The organism is Citrobacter sp. CK189 (genome assembly GCF_030333505.1).
In the GTDB taxonomy this organism is placed as follows: domain Bacteria; phylum Pseudomonadota; class Gammaproteobacteria; order Enterobacterales; family Enterobacteriaceae; genus Citrobacter_B; species Citrobacter_B koseri.
Map to the genome: position 1 here is coordinate 287,509 of NZ_JAOWFV010000040.1, position 23,516 is coordinate 311,024.

General features: G+C 53.8%; 21 protein-coding genes. 6 read left to right on the forward strand and 15 right to left on the reverse strand.

Features of this window, described 5'->3' with window-relative positions:
* Positions 1-257: 257 nt before the first annotated feature.
* From OGV83_RS19705 to OGV83_RS19720, 4 genes are read right to left on the reverse strand one after another with little or no spacing between them, the layout of a single operon-like run.
* The gene (locus tag OGV83_RS19705; protein ID WP_012134357.1) at positions 258-842 is read right to left on the reverse strand and encodes a fructose PTS transporter subunit IIA; all 585 of its coding nucleotides are present in this window, start codon (positions 840-842) and stop codon (positions 258-260) included.
* 1 nt (position 843) lies between these two features.
* Positions 844-2,553 carry a sugar phosphorylase gene (locus tag OGV83_RS19710; protein ID WP_286464405.1) on the reverse strand — a complete coding sequence of 570 codons (1,710 nt, stop codon included), beginning with the start codon at positions 2,551-2,553 and terminating at the stop codon, positions 844-846.
* The gene (locus OGV83_RS19715; RefSeq protein WP_286464407.1) at positions 2,550-5,168 is read right to left on the reverse strand and encodes a glycoside hydrolase family 38 N-terminal domain-containing protein; all 2,619 of its coding nucleotides are present in this window, start codon (positions 5,166-5,168) and stop codon (positions 2,550-2,552) included. The genes OGV83_RS19710 and OGV83_RS19715 overlap by 4 nt, the downstream gene beginning before the upstream one ends.
* Before the next feature lie 14 nt (positions 5,169-5,182).
* Positions 5,183-6,580 carry a PTS fructose transporter subunit IIC gene (locus OGV83_RS19720; protein ID WP_286464409.1) on the reverse strand — a complete coding sequence of 466 codons (1,398 nt, stop codon included), beginning with the start codon at positions 6,578-6,580 and terminating at the stop codon, positions 5,183-5,185.
* Between the two features lie 180 nt (positions 6,581-6,760).
* On the opposite strand from OGV83_RS19720, the gene OGV83_RS19725 reads away from it, so the two are divergent.
* On the forward strand, positions 6,761-7,420 hold the full coding sequence (locus OGV83_RS19725; RefSeq protein WP_286464410.1) for a MurR/RpiR family transcriptional regulator: 660 nt from the start codon (positions 6,761-6,763) through the stop codon (positions 7,418-7,420).
* 4 nt (positions 7,421-7,424) lie between these two features.
* Here OGV83_RS19725 and OGV83_RS19730 read toward each other — a convergent pair whose 3' ends face one another.
* From OGV83_RS19730 to treR, 4 genes are all read right to left on the reverse strand, one after another.
* Positions 7,425-8,171 (reverse strand): oligogalacturonate-specific porin KdgM family protein, encoded by a 747-nt coding sequence (locus tag OGV83_RS19730; protein ID WP_114848016.1) that lies wholly within the window; start codon positions 8,169-8,171, stop codon positions 7,425-7,427.
* A 197-nt stretch (positions 8,172-8,368) separates the two neighbouring features.
* Positions 8,369-10,024 (reverse strand): alpha,alpha-phosphotrehalase, encoded by a 1,656-nt coding sequence (gene treC / locus OGV83_RS19735; RefSeq protein WP_286464412.1) that lies wholly within the window; start codon positions 10,022-10,024, stop codon positions 8,369-8,371.
* Positions 10,025-10,073: 49 nt separating this feature from the next.
* Positions 10,074-11,492, reverse strand: a complete 1,419-nt coding sequence (treB, locus tag OGV83_RS19740; RefSeq protein WP_024130770.1) for a PTS trehalose transporter subunit IIBC — start codon at positions 11,490-11,492, stop codon at positions 10,074-10,076.
* A gap of 176 nt (positions 11,493-11,668) precedes the next feature.
* On the reverse strand, positions 11,669-12,616 hold the full coding sequence (treR, locus tag OGV83_RS19745) for a trehalose operon repressor TreR (protein WP_012134348.1): 948 nt from the start codon (positions 12,614-12,616) through the stop codon (positions 11,669-11,671).
* A gap of 226 nt (positions 12,617-12,842) precedes the next feature.
* Between treR and mgtL the strand changes: the two genes are divergently transcribed.
* From mgtL to OGV83_RS19760, 4 genes are all read left to right on the forward strand, one after another.
* A complete protein-coding gene (gene mgtL, locus OGV83_RS21575) occupies positions 12,843-12,896 on the forward strand; it encodes a mgtA regulatory leader peptide MgtL (protein WP_223849130.1) in 54 nt (17 codons plus the stop codon).
* 143 nt (positions 12,897-13,039) lie between these two features.
* The gene (mgtA, locus tag OGV83_RS19750; RefSeq protein ID WP_048902443.1) at positions 13,040-15,748 is read left to right on the forward strand and encodes a magnesium-translocating P-type ATPase; all 2,709 of its coding nucleotides are present in this window, start codon (positions 13,040-13,042) and stop codon (positions 15,746-15,748) included.
* A gap of 474 nt (positions 15,749-16,222) precedes the next feature.
* Positions 16,223-16,732: a TRAP transporter small permease gene (locus OGV83_RS19755; RefSeq protein ID WP_012134344.1), complete on the forward strand. Its 510-nt coding sequence runs from the start codon at positions 16,223-16,225 to the stop codon at positions 16,730-16,732.
* Between the two features lie 30 nt (positions 16,733-16,762).
* The gene (locus OGV83_RS19760) at positions 16,763-18,049 is read left to right on the forward strand and encodes a TRAP transporter large permease (RefSeq protein ID WP_047459361.1); all 1,287 of its coding nucleotides are present in this window, start codon (positions 16,763-16,765) and stop codon (positions 18,047-18,049) included.
* Between the two features lie 184 nt (positions 18,050-18,233).
* On the opposite strand, the gene ridA is transcribed toward OGV83_RS19760, so the two are convergent.
* From ridA to pyrL, 4 genes are all read right to left on the reverse strand, one after another.
* Positions 18,234-18,620, reverse strand: a complete 387-nt coding sequence (ridA, locus tag OGV83_RS19765; protein WP_012134342.1) for a 2-iminobutanoate/2-iminopropanoate deaminase — start codon at positions 18,618-18,620, stop codon at positions 18,234-18,236.
* Positions 18,621-18,694: 74 nt separating this feature from the next.
* Entirely contained in the window at positions 18,695-19,156 is a 462-nt protein-coding gene (pyrI, locus tag OGV83_RS19770) for an aspartate carbamoyltransferase regulatory subunit (protein WP_275055355.1), read from the reverse strand.
* An 11-nt stretch (positions 19,157-19,167) separates the two neighbouring features.
* The gene (gene pyrB / locus OGV83_RS19775; RefSeq protein ID WP_012134340.1) at positions 19,168-20,103 is read right to left on the reverse strand and encodes an aspartate carbamoyltransferase; all 936 of its coding nucleotides are present in this window, start codon (positions 20,101-20,103) and stop codon (positions 19,168-19,170) included.
* Between the two features lie 2 nt (positions 20,104-20,105).
* Positions 20,106-20,240 (reverse strand): pyr operon leader peptide, encoded by a 135-nt coding sequence (gene pyrL / locus OGV83_RS19780; protein WP_024130768.1) that lies wholly within the window; start codon positions 20,238-20,240, stop codon positions 20,106-20,108.
* Between pyrL and OGV83_RS19785 the strand changes: the two genes are divergently transcribed.
* Positions 20,220-20,339: a hypothetical protein gene (locus OGV83_RS19785; protein ID WP_077956855.1), complete on the forward strand. Its 120-nt coding sequence runs from the start codon at positions 20,220-20,222 to the stop codon at positions 20,337-20,339. The two genes, pyrL and OGV83_RS19785, sit on opposite strands and share 21 nt — an antisense overlap.
* Here OGV83_RS19785 and OGV83_RS19790 read toward each other — a convergent pair.
* The 3 genes from OGV83_RS19790 to argF form a co-directional block, all read right to left on the reverse strand.
* Positions 20,330-20,818, reverse strand: a complete 489-nt coding sequence (locus OGV83_RS19790) for an arginine repressor (RefSeq protein ID WP_024130767.1) — start codon at positions 20,816-20,818, stop codon at positions 20,330-20,332. The genes OGV83_RS19785 and OGV83_RS19790 overlap by 10 nt on opposite strands.
* Before the next feature lie 227 nt (positions 20,819-21,045).
* The gene (locus tag OGV83_RS19795) at positions 21,046-22,449 is read right to left on the reverse strand and encodes a YfcC family protein (RefSeq protein WP_024130766.1); all 1,404 of its coding nucleotides are present in this window, start codon (positions 22,447-22,449) and stop codon (positions 21,046-21,048) included.
* 57 nt (positions 22,450-22,506) lie between these two features.
* Entirely contained in the window at positions 22,507-23,511 is a 1,005-nt protein-coding gene (gene argF, locus OGV83_RS19800) for an ornithine carbamoyltransferase (RefSeq protein ID WP_012134335.1), read from the reverse strand.
* Positions 23,512-23,516 lie beyond the last annotated feature (5 nt).

Consider the following 23,516-nt stretch of genomic DNA (forward strand, 5'->3'; position numbering starts at 1 on the left):
CAATTGTAGTCGATTAATACAACATATTGGGTCGGGTTGCATTTTAAGTTCTATATGTAGTGATTTGCATCAAAGATGTTTACGATTTTATTGATTCAGAACAAAGTAAAAATTTAAGAGTACGAATGGCGGGCGCTTGCGCTTAATGTAAATTTTTGGACTTAAAAATTGCGTAAAAATTCAACAAAATTCGGGCGTTAAGCCAGGCGTTCGTCAAACCGGCGCGAAAAGAAACGACCGGTTTGACGCAGGAGGGGTTATTGCGCTGTTGCGTTCATCCAGTGAATACCCGCATTGATAAATGCAGCAACAGCGACGATCCCCAAAACCAGGGGGACAAGCCGGGTGTTTTTCACCGCAATGGCGGGTTCTGGCGAAACCGAAGGCGCATCTGGCGAGAGCAGCGCAAGCACCTCTTCGGCAGAGGAAGCGTTGATGAGTGATTCACGCACTTTATCGTCCACCAGAGATGAGGTCAGCCGGGTTAATAATTGCATATGCGTACTGCCAGCTTCTTCTGGGGGAATCGCCAGCAGAAATACCAACTGCACCTCCTCGTCACCCTCAAGACCCGGCCACATGACGGGCTGGCGAAACAGGGCGACGCTAAATGCGGCCTGGACAACCGAGCCGCATTTCCCATGTGGGACAGCCAGCGACTCTCCCAACGCCGTGGGCCCTTCGCTTTCACGGCGCAGGACGCTATCAATAAACATCGCCTTGTCGTTGATCAGGCCCTGCCTGAACAGGGCGGCGGACATTTCCCCGATCACCGCTTCAGGAGTGCGGTGCGGCGGATCGATAAAAATCAGTTCAGAATGCGTAAGCGCGGACAACTCCATGTTATGCCTCCGGTTGCGTATCAGCGAGAATCCATACCGTTTGCCAGCCGGAAAGCTCGCAAGCGCCGTTGAATGCTGCGCCCGTCAGCAGATCTGTTCCTGTGACAGGCAGTGAAAGTGATTGTGGTATTCCTGTGACGTTCACGACGCAGTACAGCGTTTCGCCTTCTGTAGGATGCTGGCGAACGACGCCAAAGAGCGCGTCAGGCAATTCAGGAACGTGCTGCGAGGCGAACGGAGAAAATGCGGAATGCTGCTGACGTATACGCGCTAACTTTGCCAGAGACGCGTAGATTCGGGATTGTCTCGTTTCCGGCGAGAGCAACTGCTCATGGAGCGTGGCAGCGTCCAGTTTTTCCCGGTTAATGCGGCGATTTATGCCCGATTCGAGCAGCCCGGCGTTGTCATTTTCACTGCCGAAGAGGCTGTGATAATAGATCGCAGGCACGCCCCGCAGCATAAAGAGGATGGCGTGCGCGGCGGTGAATCTGGCGAGCTGGTCGTCGGGACTTTCCCCTGGCTCGCTCAATGCGCTCAGAAAGTTGATGTTAAGTTCATACGGCGACTGGCTGCCGTCAGGGTTGGTTTTCCATGAAATACGCCCCTGCTTGCGTTCTACCTCGCTTATCAGAAACTGCCGCTCTTCTGCGCAAAGGAGATTTTCCACGGGACGCAGCCCGATGCCGTCGTGGCTGGCGAGGAAATTAAAAAAGGTCGTCTTGTCGGGAAACGCATCCTGTTCCAGACGTTGCGCCCACTGGCGTAACCAGCGTGCGTTACCGCGTAAAAAGGCATGGAGCGTCAGCGGCGGCAAGGGGAACTGATACACCATGTGAGCTTCATCGCCGTTGCCGAAGTAGCTGATATTTTCCTGATGCGGGACGTTGGTTTCCGTAATCAACAGGCAGTCAGGCCAGGTCGTATCCAGAATGGCGCGCCAGAGTTTAACGATCAGATGCGTCTGCGGCAGGTGAATACAGGTGCTGTTTCGCTCTTTCCACAAAAAACCGATCGCATCGAGTCTGATTGCGCGCGCGCCGCGCGCTGCGTATTCCAGCAGGATGTCGATACTTTCCAGTAACACGTCAGGTTCACGGAAATTCAGATCGATCTGATCGGCGCTGAATGTCGTCCAGATATGTACGGTTTCCCCCGTTTTGCGCTTGAATGGCGTAAGCAGGGGAAGGGCGCGTGGACGCGTGACAAGATGGTAGTCATCGTCAGGGTCGGCGCTAATAAAGTAGTGCTGATAACGCGGTTCGCCGTGTAAATAGCCCTGGAACCAGCGGCTTTGCTGAGAGATATGGTTAATCACGAAATCAAACATCAGATTAAAATCGCCTGCCAGCGCTGCAATGTCTGACCACTGGCCTAACTCTGGCGCAATGTGGCGATAATCTTTAACGCTGAAGCCATCATCAGATGTCCACGGGAACATGGGCAGCAGGTGAATGTCGCTGATGACGCCTTTAAGCCAGCGTGTCGAAAACTGATGCAGGCAGGTAAGAGCGTTTGTGTCCCCGCTATGGATACTGTCGCCATAAGCAATCATCCACACCCGGCTCTGATCCAAAGGCGCGGCGGTTTGCTCCCGTAGCTTCCAGCGTTGACAGAGTTGCTCGATTTTCGCCGCCAGCGCGTACCGATCCGCATGGGGATAAAGCTGAGCTAACGTGTTTTTGATGAAGGTATGATGGGCGTTCTGGCTCATACTTTTTCGTTACGCTCCTGATGAGTAAAAAGAAAATCACACGTACTGCAAGGCAAAATGGTGGCGCAATCTGCGACAGGTTCTTCCAGATAATTGATCTGCGGAATATTTTTTAGCGAAGGCGGGAGCGGCACCGGGTGCTCTCCGGTATTGAAAATGCGAATGATTGTTCCGTCTACCGTATGGGCATGGGGTATTGCGGAAAGCATCAGCGGTTCGGGAAGCGTCAGCAGGCTGAATGTTTCCGGCAGCGAGCGCGAAACAAAATTGAGCGTAAAACGCTCCAGGCGGTTGTCCAGCGTGTTCAACGTCTGATTTTGCCAGGTGAATGGCTGGCGCGTCACGCGGGTTTCAAGATGCCTTAACGTCACAGGGGCGGCCCGATCGGCGAGCGCCAGCGTCAGGCTGAAATGCAGCGGTTTAAGCAGTTGCGCGTCGGGCGTGTTGACGACGGTATTATTAATGCCGGAAGCGCGTCCGGGTCGCCAGTCAAGATCGTCACGTCCCAGGACTCCCGTTGATTTAAACAACGTTAACGCTATCTGCGCCGTCCCGTTCTGGCATATCTGAAACTCTTTCATGCCCAGGCTATTGATGATGAGCGAGCGGTTGTTTTCCTCGATGGCGATAATGCCCTCGCTGGTTTCAATATCGACCGGCTTTTCCCGATAGTGCTGACGCCAGTCGGCTGGCGCATCGGTAACAGGACGCCGGATGACGGCAAAGGGCTGAGAGGCGATGGATTCCGTGGTGCGAATGTCGCTGTTGATGAGTAAGCGCAGGCGGTGATCGCAGACGGTGTTTTCCAGCGAAACGTCGATAAAAAGCTGAGCGTCATGCTGGCGAAGCTCGCAGACAAGGCGTACAGGGTAGGGCTGAACATCCTGCGCCGCTCGTGCCGCCAGCGAAGGGGGTAGCATCAGCGTGGCGCTTAGCGTCATTCGTTCAATGTGCGGGCCTTTCTCGCAGTCAATAAGCGTAAATGTGTGGCAGCGCTGCGGAACATCGCCCTCCAGCGGCGAAAAGTCATAGCTATCGCCCGCATCCGCACAGTCTTCAAAGGTCAGCAGGTCGGATATTACCCGGCCGTTGCGCTTATCATGAAGCGACAGCGAACCGGCATGCAGCACCAGCCGGTAATCGTTGTTTTCAATGGCGCTTTCAGCGCAGTTGCGCATTGCAGGCGCGATGCGTGACGATTCCTGCACCTGAATGTGGGTATAACCCAGCGGCGGTAACGCTGGCGCGTCAATAGCGACCTGCCAGCGGTAATAAGGCGGAAGTTCGACCTCTTTTTCGCCTTGTACAGTAACCTGAACCGTGCGCCCGCCGGAGACCTGCGTGCGTTCGAGAACGCAGAACGAAAGAGGACGCGCATGATGGCTGAGTTCAATACCGGCCGTACGGCTATATAATGTGGCTTTGATAATGCCCGACCAGGCGGTGGCGTTGGGGTTGATGACGAAAAGATCGCCCTCTTCACAACTGGCGGTCGCCAGTTCTTTTACGACCAGATTCCACAGGCTATGGCTAAGTTGTTCCGTTTGCTCAAGGCGATGGAGAATATCGCGATTGGTGGCATCGCTGTTACACCCGCCGATGGAGTCATGCGCATGATTACGCAGAAGGTTTTTCCATATCTGGTCAACCCACTGCACGTTGACCTCAATGCCCTGATAACGCGCCAGCGCAATGGTGGGTTCGAGCTTGCCTAACAGGAACTGTTCAACATCATAATTCTTCTTTTTGATGTCGTAACGTACTGAACCGATTGTTTTATGAATGCGGGTATAGCGGGGAGATTTTAATTCCCCTTGCCAGCGATCATATCCCGATGCCTGTTGTCGAAGGCGGTCAATGTACGCTTCCAGAGAGGAGATCTGAAAACGATCGCCTTCAGGGGAACATGCGCTGGCGATACGCAGTATCTCTGGCAGATGGGGATCAATATTGACCTGGTCGCCACCGCAGGGCAGGAGCAGATCATTCAGGCCGGAGCGTTGGCGGATGTGGTTAACGATTGGGAATATTTTGTCGTGCAGATGTGCGTTGTCTGCACGAATATTTTTTGCCGCGCCATAGCCGAAGGGCATGGCGCAAGCGATAACCTGCGCACCGGACGGCGCTTGCCAGATGAACTGACTCTTTTCGACTTGCGTATCATGGTTGATGCCCCGCCAGAAAACGATGTTATCAAGGTTACACCCGCGAAGCAGGGTCGGGAGCTGGCTGTTATGGCCGAACGTATCGGGTAAATAGCCGACCATCATGGCATGGCCCAGTTTACGCGCGGAAAGTATCCCGTATTTCAGGTTGCGAATGATGGATTCGCCATGAACATTATACGTATCCGTCTGGGTGTACCACGGGCCGATAAAAAGCCGTCTGTCAGCGACCAGCTGTTTCAGCCGCTCGCAGTATTGAGGGTTGACGGCCAGGAAATCTTCCACGACAGCGGTTTGGCCGTCGAAGTGGTAACAGGTATACGCAGGGTTCTGTTCCAGGGTTCGGATCACATCCGCAAAATTCCAGGACGCGAGAATATTGCTATCCTGCAAGGTGAAATACCATTCCTGATCCCAGTGCGTATGGGCGATGACGTGAATGTTGCTCATTTCTACTTCCTGAATTATTTGGCGATCTTAGGGCTGGCGAAGAGCACGCCCAGCGCGCATACAAGAGAACCGGCAAACACGCTGATCAGATACCCTGTGACATTTGTCGCCAGCGGCCATCCCCAGATGGCAGGCAACGGCAGCGATTGCTTCACGCCGAGTTCGATAGCAATAAGCGCGCCGGACATTGCGCCGACCATAAAGACCGGAATCAGGCGTGGATTTTTCAGGATGAAAGGAATGGCGCCTTCTGAAATGCCAATGAATCCCAGCAGTAAAGACGTACCGCCGACGGTTTTTTCTTCGCTGCTAAACACGTTGGGCAGGCCAAAACGGTTATTCAGCAACGCCGCCAGGCCGACGCCGATAGATGGAATGACGATCGCCAGCTCTCTGGCGGTTAAATCGAAGGTTTCGCTGACGCCGTTAAGCCCCAGCGCCACCGAACCAGCGGCTTTATTGATGGGGCCGCCGAGGTCGAAGGCCGTCCCTGCGGCGATCATCATGGCGTAAAAACCGCGCCCGGTGTCGCCAGCGGAGGTGAAAAACTCGACCATCGCCTGGTTGATTGCGCCAAAGAAGGGGTTGATCAGGTACTGCATAACGATGACGAGCGTAATGCCGGTACACAGCGGCACGATAAGCATCGTTTTAATGGTGGTAAGTTGGGCGCGAACGTTAATGGTATTGTTGAGCCACTGCACCAGATGACCGACAAAAAAGCCGATGGCGATGGCGCCGAAGAAGCCTGAAGGCATAAAACCGTCGAGATCAAAAAAGCGTTTATAGACCTCGTCGGACATAATGCCGCCGATAAGTCCGGGGATCAGCGCAGGTTTACCGGCAATAGAGAACGCGAGGTACATGGCAAAAACCGGGTACATGAACTTGATCACCATAAAGCCCAGTTTATCCAACACCTCGAACGGCGTACCGGCAATTGGAATAAACTGCCCGGTTATTTTGGCGACCGCCATCAGTAATCCGCCGAGGACGACGACCGGGAGCATATAGCTGATCGCCGCCATAATATGGCCGATGAAGATCTGCCAGGCGGAGCGAGCTTCTTCCTGTTCTTCACACGCTACCGTTACGGTTTTATCCATCGCCAGCGCCTGACGCAGGTAACGATCGGTATTTTTGATCAGTTCCTGAGTGCGTATTTTGAGATGAGGAACGTTATCGAATCGTTCAGCGTCCTGGATGGGAACATCGATTGCCAGAATGACGGCATCTGCGCTGGCAATATCTTGTCGGGAAAGCTTGTTTTTGACGCCATCGCTTCCTTGTGTTTCCACTTTGACGATGACGTTATTTTCTTCTCCCCACGCTGCAATTTTGTTGGCAGCCATAAAGGTATGAGCGATGCCAGTCGGGCATGCCGTTATCGCGACGACTTTTTGCCTTGTCATTGTAAAACCCCTAACAATAGAATTGCAGAAATTATAAAGAGAAATAAAAAAGGCAATAAAAGGTTTGATGGTACTAATTGCGTATCACCATACCTGTTGAATAGAGTGTGATTCGCATTCCAGTGTTATAAATACGATATTGATAGAATATATTATATTCGTAGGTTAAGGGTGGGTTTTATGAATTCCTTTCAGGGTAGTGAAAGATTAATATTTGAGTATATTCAGTGTCATGCTCATGAAATATCGGGTATTTCAGCTAAGGTGATTGCGAGCGAAACATTCACCACTACAACATCCGTTAATCGGGTGTGTAAAAAAATGGGATACCGGAGCTATACCGAGCTACGGTATCAGTTTTCTCGCGACAGGTTAATAGCCGAACCCGTAAGATATGTTGTTGGTGATGAAAAAGAAGAGACCATTACACAACTGTGCAACATACTGGTTAATTCCAGCCATATCTTCTTATATGCGCGCGGCGCGTCATTGACCAGCCTGAATTATTTGTCGCGTTTTTTGTCGCTGGCGAGCTTGCCGCACCTCATTCTCAATGATGTTCATCAGCTGACGCGTGTCTCTAAAGGTACGCTGGTGTTGATCAGCAAATCGGGTGAAACGGCGTCGTTAGTCGAAATGGCGCGAAACGCGTTACGTAAGGGATTAAAAATCATTGCGATTACAAAACGAGAATCCACGTTAGCGATGATTTCAACATTATGCTGGCCTCTGGATATTGATATTGACGCAATCTCGTTATATCAACGAGAAGGCCAGCTGGAACTGCTGACGGTAGTAGACCGCATCGGATGTTATCTGCTGCAATACGATGCGGCATAGCGCGTTAAAGCTGTTTTACGATACCAAGACGTACGGCGTAATCATTTTCATGATGACCGTCGTCATTGATATAGGTTTTATCAAGAGAGACCAGCTCGACGTACGGCGTCCAGCCATCGTCCAGTTTGTAGTTGAATGCGAGGGTATGTTCCCAGTAAGTATCGTCGCCCGTCCCCTGATCGACGCCATCCTGATAGCGGAAACGGGGGTTATAAGACATGCCAAAGTTACCAATATTGTAGGCAAACCATATATCGAACTGATGAGATTCACGACGTGTATAACCGCTGCCGTCTAACTCTCTGTCGCTGTGCGCATCGTTCACCGTGTTGTAACGATAACGGGCAGAAAGGTTAAGGCCATTATCGAAGGATTTCCAGCCCTGAATAAAAGGGCGATAATGGGTATTACTGGACGTAAATACGGTGACCATCCCCGGTGCGACCGCGTAACCGTCACCTAAATCAAAGCGCCAGCGAGTTTCTATTTCCTGGGCCGCTTCGGTCACGCCTTTATCATCGGAACTGTAGCGATCGGTATCGCCAAAAAACGTATCGTTATGGTTTTGCGCAGCTTCAACGGAGAAATAAAAACCATTGTCAGCCTGGTGCATGACTTTAATTCTGGAATCATTAGCTTCTGAATTGGTATTATGACCAAAACGCAAATCAACAGAGGTATTACCGCACCATCCCTGGCTGCTAATGAGTAAAGCTGAAAGTAAACTTAACTTAATAAGAGGTTTATTCATGATATCCTGCCGGTTATATGATAAGTGTCAGTGGCAGGTCTATTTTTGTTTTATTCTTTAGCGCGTGTAAATTTTATGATGGTACATTCTAAGTATCACTATACGCGGCATTTTTTTACGTTGTCAGAAAGACGGAGAAAATATCTGTGGGCTGAATAATCCGGGATACAGACAGGTCTGTCCGTATCCCGTTGTGATTACTTTTGCAACCACCAGACGGCCTCAAACGGGCGTAACGTCATGGCGGCTGGGCGGGTGGCAACCTCGTCGTAGTTGTGCATCAGCGCCTGCCAGTTTCCTTCGTGATGCTCTGGCAGCCAGGCCTGACAGGCGTTGCTCAGGTTGGCGACCACCAGTAACCGCTGCCCCTGCCATTCGCGGCGATAGCACCATACATGCGGGCTGTCCGGCAGCAGATCCTGATAATTCCCCCAGGTTAAGACCGGCTCTGTTTTGCGCAAGGCAATCAGTCTTTGATAGGTGTAGAACACCGAGTCTTCATCATTTAGCGCCGTCGCCACGTTGATGTCCGCATAGTTATCGCAGAGGTTGATCCACGGCTCGCCTTGCGTAAACCCTGCATTCGCGCTGCTATCCCACTGCATGGGCGTGCGGCTGTTATCGCGGGATTTGCTGGCAAGAATAGCCAGTAGATCATTGGCTTCCCGGCCCTGGGCGCGCAGCCCGGCAAACATGTTGTGGCTTTCCACGTCACGGTAATCGGTGATGTGGGAGAAATGCGGGTTTGTCATGCCAATTTCTTCGCCCTGGTAGATATAGGGCGTACCCTGCATACCGTGCAGCACCATCGCCAGCATCTTCGCCGCCGGAACCCGCAGTTCGCCTTCGTCGCCAAAGCGCGACACGATACGCGGCTGATCGTGGTTACACCAGAACAGGGCATTCCAGGCAACGTTATGCATCCCCTGCTGCCAGTGGCGAAACAACGCTTTTAGCGCCACGTAATCCGGCTTTGCCAGCGTCCATTTCTCGCCGCCGGGATAATCGACTTTCAGATGATGGAAGTTAAAGGTCATCGACAGTTCGCTGCCATCGAGAGCGGCATACCGCTGACAGTTTTCCAGGGTGGTGGATGACATTTCGCCCACCGTCATCAGGTTACGCGGAGTAAAAACGTCGCGGTTCATCTCGTGCAAGAACTCATGCGCGCGCGGCCCGTCGGTGTAAAAGCGGCGACCATCACCGTCCAGATCGTTCGGGAAACGCTGATCTTTGGAGATGAGGTTCACGACATCCAGGCGCAGCCCGTCCACGCCGCGATCGGCCCAGAATTCACACACTTTTTTCAGCTCAGCACGCACCGCCGGATTTTCCCAGTTCAGGTCGGCCTGTTCCGGGGCGAAAAGGTGCAGGTAATACTGTTCGCTCTGGGCATGCCAGCGCCAGGCGCTGCCGCCAAATTTGGAGCGCCAGTTATTGGGCGGCGCATCCGGCGTACCGTCGCGCCAGATATAAAACTCCCGGTGCGGACTCTCTTTATTCAGCGCGTTATGGAACCAGGCATGCTGCGTGGAGGTGTGGTTAAACACCATATCCAGAATAATGCGGATGCCGCGCGCTTTGGCCTGCGCCGCCAGTTCGTCAAAATCATCCAGCGTGCCGTAGGCCGGGTCGATGGCGGTGTAGTTCGCGACGTCGTAGCCGTTATCAATCTGCGGTGAAACATAGAATGGCGTCAGCCAGATAGCATCCACCCCCAGTTTTTGCAGGTAATCAAGACGCTGCGTAACGCCGCGTAAATCGCCGGTTCCGCTGCCGGTCGTGTCCTGAAAACTTTTGGGATAGATCTGGTAAATAACGCCGTTTTGCCACCAGTGGGGAAGGGTATTCATGCTTGTAACCTACATATGCGATGGGGCGCAACTGCGCCCCGAAGAAGAATCAGACAATCTGCAACGTGCCCTGACGGTACTTGCGCTGATAGATAACGGAAGTCAGCACGATTGGGATGACGACCGCGATCGCCATCGCCATGCTAAACACCTGCCAGTAGCTCGGCTGGATGGAAAGGATGCCCGGCAAGCCGCCGACGCCGATCCCGTTCGCCATGACGCCGTTCAGGCCGCATAACAACCCGGCGAGGCCAGAGCCGATCATGGCGCACAGCATCGGGAAGCGGTATTTCAGATTGATGCCGTACATCGCCGGTTCGGTCACGCCGAGGTAGGCGGAGATGGCGGCCGGAACGGAAATTTCGCGTTCGTTGTGCTTACGGCTGGAGATAATAATGCCCACCACAGCGGAAGCCTGGGCGATATTCGACAGCGCAATCAACGGCCATACCGGCGTACCGCCCATGCTCTGAATCATCTGCATATCGATAGCCAGCGTAGTCTGATGTACGCCGGTAATGACCAACGGAGCATACAGGAAGCCGAATAGCGCCGCGCCGACAGGGGCGAAACTCCCGGTCATCAGATGGCGCACCGCAAAGGCCACGCCATCGCCAATCATGCGGCCAAACGGGCCGATAAAGGCGTGTGCGAGAAAGACCGCGAGGATCAACGAGCATACCGGCACCACCACCAGATAGAGGTAATCCGGCACGATGCGCTTCATGCGCGTTTCAATAAAGCCGAGCGCCAGACCCGCCAGCAATGCTGGGATGACCTGCGCCTGATAGCCGACTTTCGCAATGCTGAACATGCCGAAGTCCCACACTTCAGGAGCCTGCTGGCCCAGCAGATAGGCGTTCATCAACTGCGGCGACACCAGCGTTACGCCGAGTACGATACCGAGGATCGGCGTGCCGCCCATTTTCTTCACCGCAGACCAGCAGATCCCGACCGGCAGGTAGAAGAAGATCGCTTCGCCGATCAGCCACAGGAAGTCGTAGATCGTTTTCAGCGCGGGATGCATCTGCGCCAGCGTCTGGCCGTTGCTCATCGGCAGATCGCCGATCACGTTGCGAAAACCTAAGATCAGACCGCCGCTGATCAGCGCAGGCAGCAGCGGGAAGAAGATCTCAGCGAAGTGGGAGATCAACTGCTCGTGCCATTTCATATTCTGCCGCGCGGCTTTTTTAGCCTGCTCTTTGTCGGCGTGCGCCTGACCGGTGGTCGCCAGCAGCGCGTTGTAGTAGTCGCCAACGTCAGTGCCAATCACCACCTGGAACTGCCCGGCGTTGGTGAAGCAGCCTTTAACCATCGGTAATTGTTCAATTTCTTTCGGTCTGGCATTTGCTGGCTGGTTCAGCACAAAGCGCAGGCGAGTAATGCAGTGGCTCACCGTGGCGATATTGTCTCGCCCGCCGACCAGTTCAATCAGCTGGTCTATATCAGCTTGTTTTACTTTGCTCATCATAAAGCCCCGTGGCAGATGAAATGTGTCCCTGTAAGCCGGATGATAAGACGCTTTAGCGTCGCCATCCGGCAGCTCTTACGTTGTTGGCGCAAGAGTATATCTTCGGTGAATATTAAAAAATGGGAACGTTCCCGAAACGCAGCGAAGATCACAAATTACCGTTCAGAAAAGAATCAGGAGAGGGTAGACGGAATGACGATCTGGCGGGGATCGCTGCGGCCGTTGATTTGCTCGATCAGCTGTAAGGCCGCTTGTTTCCCGGCTTCAGCGTAACCGGGATCAACCGTGATAATCTCCGGGTGGAGAAATTTCATCAGCGGCGTGTTCCCGACGCTCGCCAGTTGCAGAGAATCGATACGCTGTTCCTGCAAATATTTACTGGCGCCCAGCGCCAGCGTATCGGTCGCGCAGACCAGCGCGCTGGTGTCTGGCGTAATGACATCCGCTGCGTGCTCATAGCCTTGTTTCATTGCCAGGCCTGGCAGAGCGGCGACAGGGTGCAGTTTATTTTTTTTGCAGAAACTCAGATAGGCTTCGTGACGGCGCTTACCGGTCGTGACGTCGCTGTGAGGCACGCCGAGAAAGCTGATCGCCCGATGTCCCTGGTCATACAGACGCTGCATTAAGGTATGGATAGCGCCTTCGTCGTCATAGCACACCGACGCAAAACCGCTGGCGTCCCTTGCCAGCAGCACCAGCGAGGCCTGCCAGGGCGCAAGCATCTCCTCGCAAATACCGGTAAAACCGAACAGCACCACGCCGTCAATATTACGCCGTCTGAGCATCCCCAGGTGCTCTTCTACCAGTTCTGGCGAGAACTGGCTCTCCATCATGATGGGATCGTAACCCTGCTCGTAAAACGCGGGCAGCATGGTCTGGACGGCGAGGTTTTCTGACAGGGAATCCAGACGGGTAACGATAATGGCGACCACTTTATCACTTTGTCCGCGCATGGCGCGTGCGGAACGGGAAGGGGAAAAACCATGTTGATTCATTACGGCTTCCACACGTTCACGAGTCCGTTCACTTACCCCGCTTTCGTTGTTGAGCACGCGGGAAACGGTGGATTTCCCTACGCCGCTTAAGCGGGCAATGTCTTTAATGGTCAGCCGATTCTGCATCCTGTTTTCCCGTGGTGCGCATCAAGTTGTGTCAAAAAGAGTAACTTTACTCAAGCCAGGGGCAATGGGTAAAGTCTGGTTTATACGCTTCATCCTTCAAGCTAAATGTTTTTGTGTATACGTTTGGTTTAATTACACGGCGGTATCATACCGCCATAATTGCCACAAACCTTATGGTTTTCTGCGTATAATGCGCGGCGCCAATCATTCACTTACCGGAGGCTGCATGGATCCCGAACCCACCCCTCTCCCGCGATGGAGAAATAGCCCTTTCCGGTAAGCCTGTTTTTCACTGTCTTACCGGATACGTAAGGCAGTGACGTTCCCGACGTCCCTGTTATCGCTTTAAATTATCGTCAGGTAAGGTTTTGCCGCGCCTGAGAGATGTTTCTGCGCCACTTTTTCGGCGCGGAGGGACTGCTTATGCTGAAAAATATCACCCGCGAGCTGTTTGCCCGCCTTAACCGTCATTTACCTCATCGTCTGGTGCATCGCGACCCTCTGCCCAGTGCGCAGAGCGTTGCGAATACTCCGATTCCCCCGTCATTGAGCGATCGCTGCCTGAAAATGGCGGTGATGGAAGAGGCGGCGCTCTGGCGCGCATTCGATGCGCATCCTGAGGGGCTGAATGTCGCAGAGGTGGAGGATGCGCGCGAGAAATACGGTGAAAATCAGCTGCCCACACAGAAGCCGACTCCGTGGTGGAGACACCTGTGGGTCTGTTATCGCAACCCTTTCAATATCTTGCTGACCATTCTCGGCGTCATCTCCTATGCCACGGAAGATCTGTTTGCCGCAGGCGTTATTGCGCTGATGGTCGGGATTTCGACTCTGCTGAATTTTGTGCAGGAAGCGCGTTCGACCAAAGCGGCAGATGCGTTGAAGGCGATGGTCAGCAATACCGCTACGGTGCTGCGCGTTATCAATGAAAAAGGCGAGAACAGCTGGGTTGAGCTGCCCATCGACCAACTGGTGCCGGGCGATATTATCAAGCTGGCGGCGGGCGATATGATCCCGGCGGATTTACGCGTTATTCAGGCGCGCGATCTGTTTGTCGCGCAGGCTTCGCTCACGGGCGAATCTCTGCCGGTAGAAAAAGTGGCGACAACCCGCGACCCTAAGCAAAGCAATCCGCTGGAATGCGACACGCTGTGCTTTATGGGCACCAACGTGGTGAGCGGAACGGCGCAGGCGATTGTCATTGCAACGGGCGGCGAGACCTGGTTTGGTCAACTGGCTGGCCGCGTGAGCGAGCAGGAAAGCGAGCAAAATGCGTTTCAGAAAGGCATCAGCCGCGTCAGTATGCTGTTGATCCGCTTTATGTTGGTCATGGCGCCTATCGTGTTGATCATTAACGGCTATACCAAAGGCGACTGGTGGGAAGCGGCGCTGTTTGCGCTCTCGGTCGCGGTAGGGCTGACGCCGGAAATGTTGCCGATGATTGTCACCTCCACGCTGGCGCGCGGGGCGGTGAAACTGTCGAAGCAAAAAGTCATTGTTAAGCACCTGGACGCCATTCAGAACTTCGGCGCGATGGATATTCTCTGCACCGACAAAACCGGCACGCTGACTCAGGATAAAATTGTGCTGGAGAACCATACGGATGTCTCCGGCAAGCCCAGCGAACGCGTGCTGCATTCCGCCTGGCTGAACAGCCACTACCAGACCGGGTTGAAAAATCTGCTGGATACCGCAGTGCTGGAAGGCGTGGATGAAGAGTCTGCGCGTCAGCTCTCCGGGCGCTGGCAGAAAATCGATGAGATCCCGTTTGATTTTGAGCGTCGCCGGATGTCCGTAGTGGTGGCGGAAGAAGCCGATGTGCATCAACTGGTGTGCAAAGGCGCGTTGCAGGAGATCCTCAGCGTCTGCACCCAGGTGCGCCACAATGGCGATATTGTGCCGATGGATGACAACATGCTGCGCCGGGTGAAGCGCGTAACGGATACGCTGAACCGCCAGGGGCTGCGCGTGGTGGCTGTTGCCACGAAGTATCTGCCTGCGCGGGAAGGGGATTATCAACGCATTGATGAGTCTGACCTGATCCTCGAAGGCTACATTGCGTTTCTCGATCCGCCGAAAGAGACGACCGCTCCGGCGCTGAAGGCGCTGAAAGAGAGCGGCATTACCGTGAAGATCCTCACTGGCGACAGCGAACTGGTGGCGGCGAAAGTATGCCATGAAGTCGGGCTTGATGCGGGCGATGTGGTGACTGGCAGTGATATCGAAGGGCTGAACGATGATGAACTGGCGGAACTTGCCGCGCGCACCACGCTGTTTGCCCGCCTGACGCCGATGCACAAAGAGCGCATCGTCACGTTGCTGAAACGCGAAGGGCATGTGGTTGGTTTTATGGGCGATGGCATCAATGATGCTCCGGCATTGCGTGCGGCGGATATCGGCATTTCCGTTGATGGCGCCGTGGATATTGCCCGCGAAGCTGCGGATATCATCCTGTTGGAAAAGAGCCTGATGGTGCTGGAAGAGGGCGTTATCGAAGGGCGTCGCACGTTCTCCAACATGCTGAAATACATAAAAATGACCGCGAGTTCTAACTTTGGTAACGTCTTTAGCGTGCTGGTGGCGAGCGCATTCTTGCCCTTCCTGCCAATGCTGCCGCTGCACTTACTGATTCAGAACCTGCTGTACGATGTATCCCAGGTGGCGATCCCGTTTGATAACGTGGATGACGAGCAGATCCAGAAGCCGCAACGCTGGAATCCCGCCGATCTGGGGCGTTTTATGATCTTCTTCGGGCCAATCAGTTCGATTTTCGACATCCTGACCTTCTGCCTGATGTGGTGGGTATTCCATGCGAATGTGCCGGAAGCGCAAACCCTGTTCCAGTCGGGTTGGTTTGTCGTCGGGCTGTTATCGCAAACATTGATTGTGCATATGATTCGCACGCGCCGCGTACCGTTTATTCAGAGCCGCGCCGCATGGCCGTTGATGCTGATGACGCTGGTGGTGATGGTGGTGGGTATCGCGCTGCCGTTCTCGCCGTTGGCGGGCTATCTGCAATTACAGGCGCTGCCGCTGAGCTACTTCCCGTGGCTGATCGCTATTCTCGCGGGTTATATGACATTGACACAATTAGTGAAAGGTTTTTATAGCCGTCGTTACGGCTGGCAATAATCCAGAATAATGGCTGCTGCGGCAGCCATTACGCTTTTCTATAACTCCGAAAATATATCCTCACGAAAGTTCCTGTTTTATTTTTTTTGAAATACTAAAGAGTGTGACGGATCACAATTTTACTCCTCTTTCAGACATCTTTTTATCAGGAAAAAGACCTTCATTGCAAAAATGAAACAGCGTGCTAAAAATATTTCCATTCAGTCATATTTTATGAACATAATTATCGTAATACTTTCTTACATGCGTTGGCCTGCGCAGGCTACGCTGTAAAAGGTCATATATAACTGTAAGTTAAGCCCGGCACTCTTTTATCCTGTCAGTTAGCGCTATTCATGGCATTTTTTAAACTGCCAGCGAACCCTATAAAGATCGCCAGGATTTGATTAAACGGATTCAGGATATGAAGTAATACCTCTGGCGGGGTAAGGACTTTATCCGCCTGAACCTAAAGATTAATTCAAGGGGACGACCATGGGTGAATTTTATTCGTCGGTAATGGATTTGTTTTACCGAATCTCAATGTGGGTTGCCGGATTGGCGCTGTTGATTATGGTGGCCGTTATTCCCGTCGGGATATTTGCGCGCTATGTGATGAACAGCGCGCTGTCATGGCCGGAACCGGTCGCCATTCTTTGCATGGTGACATTCACCTTTGTTGGCGCAGCGGTGAGCTATCGCGCGGGTTCCCATATTGCCGTCAGCATGGTGACCGACCGCCTGAGCGAGGGCGCGCAGCGAATCTGTTTCATTGTGGCGGATCTGATGCTGATGGCCGTCAGCCTGTTTATCCTCTGGTACGGCTCCCTGCTGTGCTACGACCTGTGGGAACAGCCGGTGGCGGAATTTCCTCTGTTATCAGCGGGTGAGAACTACCTGCCGTTGCCTGTCGGCTCTGCCATCACGCTGCTTTTCATTATCGAGAAAATTTTCCGTGGTTCGCAGTATCAACGTCCTGTCGTCATGCTGGGCTCAACCCATTAATGCGCGACCCCACTTCATAAAGGAAAGCAGATGGATGCATTTATTCTCGTCTTTACGCTCGGCATTATGCTGGCGATTGGGGTGCCGGTAGCATACGCGGTGGGCATTAGCGCGATCATTGGCGCCTGGTATATCGACATTCCCCTGGAAGCGGTCATGATCCAGCTCACCAGCGGCGTGAACAAATTTTCGCTGCTGGCGATCCCATTTTTTATTCTGGCGGGGGCGATTATGGCGGAGGGCGGTATTGCGCGTCGCCTGGTGAACTTCGCCTACATCTTTGTCGGCTTTATACGCGGCGGGCTGTCGCTGGTGAACATTGTGGCGTCTACCTTTTTTGGCGCGATTTCCGGCTCGTCCGTCGCGGATACGGCGTCTATCGGCTCGGTGATGATCCCGGAGATGGATAAAAAAGGCTATCCGCGTGACTTTGCGGCGGCGGTCACCGCCAGCGGCTCCGTACAGGCGATCCTGACGCCGCCCAGCCACAACTCGGTGATTTATTCGCTGGCGACGGGCGGTACGGTGTCGATTGCCGCGCTGTTTATCGCCGGCATTCTGCCGGGGCTGCTGTTAAGTTTTACCCTGATGGTGATGTGCGTCGGTTTTGCCCATAAGCGCGGCTATCCGAAAGGCGAGCGGGTGCCGTTTCGCCAGGCGTTGAAGATTTTTGTCGATACGCTGTGGGGGCTGATGACGGTTGTCATCATCATGGGCGGGATTCTCTCTGGCATCTTCACCGCGACGGAATCGGCGGCGATCGCCTGTCTGTGGGCCTTCTTCGTCACTATGTTTATCTACCGCGACTACAAATGGTCTGAACTGCCGAAGCTGATGTACCGCACGGTAAAAACGGTCACCATTGTGATGATCCTGATCGGGTTCGCCGCCGCATTTGGCGCCATCATGACCTACATGCAGCTGCCGATGCGCATTACCGAGGCGTTCACCAGTATTTCAGATAACAAATACGTCATCCTGATGTGCATTAACATTATGCTGCTGCTGATCGGGACACTGATGGACATGGCGCCGCTGATCCTGATCCTGACGCCTGTTCTGCTGCCGGTCACTACGGCATTGGGTATTGATCCGGTGCATTTCGGCATGATCATGCTGGTGAATCTTGGGATCGGCCTGATTACGCCGCCGGTGGGATCGGTGCTGTTTGTTGCCAGTGCGGTGAGTAAGCAGAAAATAGAGCAGGTGGTGAAGGCGATGCTGCCGTTCTACGCGGTACTCTTCCTGGTGTTGATGTTAGTGACCTATATTCCGGCGATCTCGCTGTTCCTGCCGAAACTGTTTGGGGTGATGTGATAAATGCCCGGTGGCGCTGGCGCTTACCGGGCCTACAAACGGCACTGCCGTAGGCCGGATAAGGCGAAGCCGCCATCCGGCGCAATGCCCGGTGGCGCTGGCGCTTACCGGGCCTACAAACGGCACTGTCGTAGGCCGGATAAGGCAAAGCCGCCATCCGGCGCAGACATATTTTTAAGGAGACTTAGCGGCGAACAGCGATCGCTTCGATCTCGATTTTTACGTCTTTCGGCAGACGCGCAACTTCAACGCATGAACGTGCCGGGAAGGTCGCATTATGCTCGGTGAAGAATGCTTCATAGGTCGCATTCACGGTCGCGAAGTCGTTCAGGTCTTTAACGAACACGGTTGTTTTCACGATGTCGCCCACTTTCAGGCCTGCGGCTTCGACGATAGCTTTTACGTTTTCCAGCGACTGGCGCGCCTGAGCGGACACGTCATCCGGTACGCTGCCGGTTTTTGGATCAACCGGGATCTGACCGGAAGTGATGATCATGCTGCCCAGGTCAACGCCCTGAACGTATGGGCCGATAGCTGCGGGTGCATTTTCCGTCGCGATAGTTTTGCTCATGATTTCTCCTGAATTACAGCGGTAAATTAGGTACAGGCCATTATAGGGAGCCGGATACCCATTACCAACCTCAATTAGTTGGCCAGCACCACATAATGCGAAAACTCTTTTTCGCAGTATTTACATTTGAGCGCAATGTCATCTGTGCGTTTTTTCACTGTAAAACTGGATGAAACCGGCTCAGCATGACTGATGCAGTTGCTGTTCGGGCAGACCAGCACGTTGTCGATGCGATCCGGCAGGCTCGGGCGCGATTTGCCCACCACATCATAGTTGTCGATGCGGTTTACCGTTGCCTGCGGCGCGTACAGGGAGAGCTGGTTAACCTGTTCTTCGGTCAGGAAAGTGTTCTCGATTTTAATCAGGTCTTTACGCCCCATCTCGCCGGACGGCAGGTTAAGGCCGATGGTGATGCGCTGATCGGTCTCGGTCAGTTTGAACAGCGTCAGTAATTTAAAGCCAACCTGCGCGGGAATGTGGTCGATTACGGTGCCACGTTTGATCGCTTCAACCTGTAGTTTATTGTCGTGTGTCATCTCTTTTCCCCTTACAGTGCCAGATCGCTATTCAGAACCAGTGCCAGTAACGCCTGGCGAGCGAAAATACCGTTTCCTGCCTGCTGGAAATACCAGGCGTGCGGCGTTTTATCTACGTCGGTGGTGATCTCATCAATACGCGGCAATGGATGCAGAACCTTCATGTTTTCACGCGCGCCGTTCAGGTCGCTGGCGCGCAGGACAAACTGCGCTTTGACGTTGGCGTATTCGGACGGGTCCAGACGCTCTTTCTGCACGCGGGTCATATACAGAATATCCACTTCCGCCATCACCTCTTCGATGGCGCTGTGCAGACTCCAGGCAATGCCTTTCTCATCCAGCATATCCAGAATGTATTGCGGCATCGCCAGCGCGTCCGGCGCGATAAAGTAGAAGCGGTTGCCGTCAAACTTCGCCAGCGCCTGCGTCAGTGAGTGTACGGTTCGGCCATATTTCAGGTCGCCGACCATGGCGATGTTCAGATTGTCCAGGCGGCCCTGGGTTTCCTGAATGGTAAACAGATCCAGCAGCGTCTGGGTCGGATGCTGGTTTGCGCCGTCGCCGGCGTTCAGTACCGGCACGTTGCCGGAGAACTCGGTCGCCAGACGCGCTGCGCCTTCCTGTGGGTGACGCATCACAATCGCGTCCACATAAGTGCTGATAACGGAGATGGTATCTGCCAGCGTCTCGCCTTTTTTGCCCAGCGACGTGTTAGCGCTGTCGGAGAAGCCCACCACGCTGGCGCCGAGGCGGTGCATCGAGGTTTCAAACGACAGGCGGGTGCGTGTGGATGCCTCGAAGAAGCAGCTGGCGATCACTTTATGCTTCAGCAGCTCCGGCTGTGGATTGGCTTTTAATTTCGCCGCCGTCGCCAGGACCAGATTGAGGTCATCGCGGCTGAGGTCGTTTATGGAAATGATGTGTTTTTGGTATAGCGGGTTAGCCATGTTTATCTCCTGACGCCTGGGCAAAAAAAAAGCCCCTCAATGAGGGGCCTGGAATAGGTGAGCAACGGGAAGAAAAACGGCAGTCCAGCGTCTGTTTTCAGACGCGGTAAGACAGAATGTCGTACACACTGAACCATACTTCCTCCCGGCAAATTGTCCGCGATTATACTCAGCTATGTTATGGGATCAAGCGATTAATGCACATTTTATTCATCGCAAACGGTTCTCATGAATAAGAATTCATTTTTAATAAATAATTAATTTGCTTGTGAACAAGCCCGGTGCGCTGTACGACCCGTGGCGCGACCCAGACGATACTGCTGCCCGCGATCACACCTAAAATTTCCGGCAGGGCGTGATAATCCAGGATTCTGGCAACGGCGCGGCCATAACCGGCCACCGTGTGGATAAGGATAAATTCGCTATTGTGTTCCACGCTGACCACCATCTCGGATATCGATCGCGCAGCGTCAGGAGCGGGGCGCAATTGCGGATTTACGGAATAAATTTTTTGTCCCTTTGTATTTCTTATTTTTATGACGCCGAGCAGTTTCAACAGACGTGAAACGGTCGACTGGCTGATGCCTTCGAAGCCGTGGTTTTGCAGATCGCGACGTATTTCCTCCTGGGATAAGTAACTTTTTTCTGTAATCAGGCGCTGACATACCGCCAGTTGCTGCTGTTCTTTGGCGGAGCAATCATTGTATTCCTTCATATATGCACCTTGCTTTGTCATTGATATCAATGGACTAGCGAAATTCATCCTGTTTGTCACATTGATAACGAATCAACCGGTCGGTTTTGCAGGAAAGTGAGAAGCCAGTCAAAAAAGAAAGCGTATTGGCTGCGTTCGTTTGCCGGATGGCGGCGCTAAAGCGCCTTATCCGGCCTACGAAATGCGTAACTTGTAGGCCGGATAAGCGAAGCGCCATCCGGCGGGAGTTACAGCATTGCGCCAACGCTCAAAACAGCCATATTCAGTAGCGTCAGGATCAGCAGCAGCGGCGCGACCCACTTCAGATACCGCACATACGGCACGCGCGCAATCGCCAGCCCTCCCATTACGACCGCCGACGTCGGCGTAATCAGGTTCACAATCCCGGACGCCGATTGATACGCCGTCACCACCAGATCCCGTTGCACATGGGCGAAGTCCGCTAACGGCGCCATGATCGGCATGGTCAACACCGCCAGACCAGAGGAAGAGGGCACCAGGAATGAGAGCAATACTTCCAGCCAGTAAGTGACATTGATAAAAATGGTGGTGGACAAGCCAGATACCAGATTTTCCGCGCTGTGCAAAATGGTATGCGTAATCATGCCATTATCCATCACCACCACAATGCCGCGTGCAATACCGATAATCAGCGCTACGCCAAGCAGATCCCGCGCGCCGTCGATAAACGTACTGGTGAACGCCTCTTCGCTCATCCGGGCGATAACGCCGACGATAATCGCGGACGCCAGGAAAACGCCGGAAATTTCCGCCATCCACCAGCCGAGAACCGCGACGCCGTAAATCATCACGGCAAAGGCGGCGGCGAAAATCAGCAAGATCCATTTGCGGGTTGCGGTGAACTCCAGCAGCGTGCTGGAACGGTTGCCAAGAAAGTGAGCGCGGTTCTCCTCCATCTTATCCGCCACGATAGATAACTCCGGGTTGCTGCGCACTTTGCGGGCATAGCGCATCACCCAGACCACGCAAATAACATAGCCAACGACCAGCAGAATGATGCGTAACAGCATACCCTGAGTGAACGGGATTCCGGCGGCGTTGGCGGCAATCACCGTGGCAAAAGGGTTGATGGTCGAACCGAGTGTGCCAATACCTGCGCCGAGCAGCACGGTGGCGGCCGCGACCAGCGGATCGAAGCGGGCGGCCATCATCACTGGGACCAACAGCGTGTAGAAGGGGAGTGACTCTTCCGCCATCCCGTAAATCGTCCCGCCTGCGGCAAAGAGTCCCATTAGTATGGGGATCATCCACTCCTCTTTGCCGTTGAGCCGTACCGTGACGCGTTCAATACCCGCATCAATTGCACCGGTTTTGTTCACCACGCCGAGAAAGCCGCCGATGATTAGTACAAACAGCGCCACATCGATTGCGCCTGCGGTATAGGTTTCGTGGTTGTAGAGGCCGTCAATGGGGGCCAACAGTACGGCGGTAATCCCTTGCGGATGCGACTCGGCAGGAGCATAGGTGCCCGCGACCGGAACCTCTTTACCCAACGTGGGGTTCATCGCCATCTGGTATTTGCCCGCCGGGACAATCCAGGTCATCACAGCGACCAGTGCGATAAGAATAAACAGGATGGTATACGCGCTGGGAAATTTAAATTTGCCCATGGTGTTCTCTCCAGATAACACGGGCATGCGTCGTCAGGCGGCACATGCCCGGAGGGGTTAGTCGCCGAGCGTCGCCACCATGACCGCTTTAATGGTGTGCATACGGTTTTCCGCTTCGTCAAACACGATGGAGTGGGCTGACTCGAACACCTCTTCCGTCACCTCCAGTCCTTTCAGGCCATAGGCGGCCTCGATTTCGCGGCCCACTTTGGTGTGCTCGTTGTGGAAGGCGGGCAGGCAGTGCATAAACTTCACGTTGGGATTGCCGGTGGCGTTGATGACCTGCTGGTTGATCTGGTATGGCTTCATCAGGCTGACGCGCTCCGCCCATGCCTCTTTTGGTTCGCCCATCGACACCCAGACATCGGTATAGAGGAAATCCACGTCATAAACGCCTTCCTCCACGTCCTCGGTTAGCGTAATGCGCGCGCCGGTGACGCTGGCGATGTCGCGGCACTGCGCCACTAACGCGTCGTCCGGCCAGAAGGATTTCGGCGCGACCAGGCGGATGTCCATCCCCATTTTTGCCGCGCCGACCATCAGCGAATTACCCATGTTATTGCGGGCGTCGCCGAGGTAAGCGAAGCTGAGTTCAGGCAGCGTTTTGCCCGGCGCATGTTCCAGCATGGTCATCAGGTCGGCGAGGATCTGCGTAGGGTGAAATTCATCGGTCAGGCCGTTCCACACCGGTACGCCCGCGTACTGCCCCAGTTCTTCAACGATCTGCTGACCAAAACCGCGATACTCAATGCCGTCATACATCCGGCCCAGCACGCGGGCGGTATCTTTCATGGATTCTTTATGCCCAATCTGCGAGCCGCTTGGCCCGAGATAGGTCACCTGTGCGCCCTGATCGAATGCGCCGACCTCAAACGCGCAGCGGGTGCGGGTGGAGGTTTTTTCGAAAATTAGCGCGATGTTTTTACCGACCAGCGTTTGCTTCTCGCGTCCGGCTTTTTTTGCCGCTTTCAGCTCGATGGCCAGATCGATCAGGTACTGGATCTCCGTCGGAGTGAAGTCGAGCAGTTTAAGAAAGTTGCGATTTTTCAGTGAAGTAGCCATTACAG

Excerpts from the sequence above, each read along its gene's own strand:
- OGV83_RS19705 (WP_012134357.1), bottom strand. The coding sequence starts at position 842 with ATGGAGTTGTCCGCGCTTACGCATTCTGAACTGATTTTTATCGATCCG.
- OGV83_RS19710 (WP_286464405.1), bottom strand. The coding sequence starts at position 2,553 with ATGAGCCAGAACGCCCATCATACCTTCATCAAAAACACGTTAGCTCAG.
- OGV83_RS19715 (WP_286464407.1), bottom strand. The coding sequence starts at position 5,168 with ATGAGCAACATTCACGTCATCGCCCATACGCACTGGGATCAGGAATGG.
- OGV83_RS19720 (WP_286464409.1), bottom strand. The coding sequence starts at position 6,580 with ATGACAAGGCAAAAAGTCGTCGCGATAACGGCATGCCCGACTGGCATC.
- OGV83_RS19725 (WP_286464410.1), top strand. The coding sequence starts at position 6,761 with ATGAATTCCTTTCAGGGTAGTGAAAGATTAATATTTGAGTATATTCAG.
- OGV83_RS19730 (WP_114848016.1), bottom strand. The coding sequence starts at position 8,171 with ATGAATAAACCTCTTATTAAGTTAAGTTTACTTTCAGCTTTACTCATT.
- treC (WP_286464412.1), bottom strand. The coding sequence starts at position 10,024 with ATGAATACCCTTCCCCACTGGTGGCAAAACGGCGTTATTTACCAGATC.
- treB (WP_024130770.1), bottom strand. The coding sequence starts at position 11,492 with ATGAGCAAAGTAAAACAAGCTGATATAGACCAGCTGATTGAACTGGTC.
- treR (WP_012134348.1), bottom strand. The coding sequence starts at position 12,616 with ATGCAGAATCGGCTGACCATTAAAGACATTGCCCGCTTAAGCGGCGTA.
- mgtA (WP_048902443.1), top strand. The coding sequence starts at position 13,040 with ATGCTGAAAAATATCACCCGCGAGCTGTTTGCCCGCCTTAACCGTCAT.
- OGV83_RS19755 (WP_012134344.1), top strand. The coding sequence starts at position 16,223 with ATGGGTGAATTTTATTCGTCGGTAATGGATTTGTTTTACCGAATCTCA.
- OGV83_RS19760 (WP_047459361.1), top strand. The coding sequence starts at position 16,763 with ATGGATGCATTTATTCTCGTCTTTACGCTCGGCATTATGCTGGCGATT.
- ridA (WP_012134342.1), bottom strand. The coding sequence starts at position 18,620 with ATGAGCAAAACTATCGCGACGGAAAATGCACCCGCAGCTATCGGCCCA.
- pyrI (WP_275055355.1), bottom strand. The coding sequence starts at position 19,156 with ATGACACACGACAATAAACTACAGGTTGAAGCGATCAAACGTGGCACC.
- pyrB (WP_012134340.1), bottom strand. The coding sequence starts at position 20,103 with ATGGCTAACCCGCTATACCAAAAACACATCATTTCCATAAACGACCTC.
- OGV83_RS19785 (WP_077956855.1), top strand. The coding sequence starts at position 20,220 with ATGTCGTACACACTGAACCATACTTCCTCCCGGCAAATTGTCCGCGAT.
- pyrL (WP_024130768.1), bottom strand. The coding sequence starts at position 20,240 with ATGGTTCAGTGTGTACGACATTCTGTCTTACCGCGTCTGAAAACAGAC.
- OGV83_RS19790 (WP_024130767.1), bottom strand. The coding sequence starts at position 20,818 with ATGAAGGAATACAATGATTGCTCCGCCAAAGAACAGCAGCAACTGGCG.
- OGV83_RS19795 (WP_024130766.1), bottom strand. The coding sequence starts at position 22,449 with ATGGGCAAATTTAAATTTCCCAGCGCGTATACCATCCTGTTTATTCTT.
- argF (WP_012134335.1), bottom strand. The coding sequence starts at position 23,511 with ATGGCTACTTCACTGAAAAATCGCAACTTTCTTAAACTGCTCGACTTC.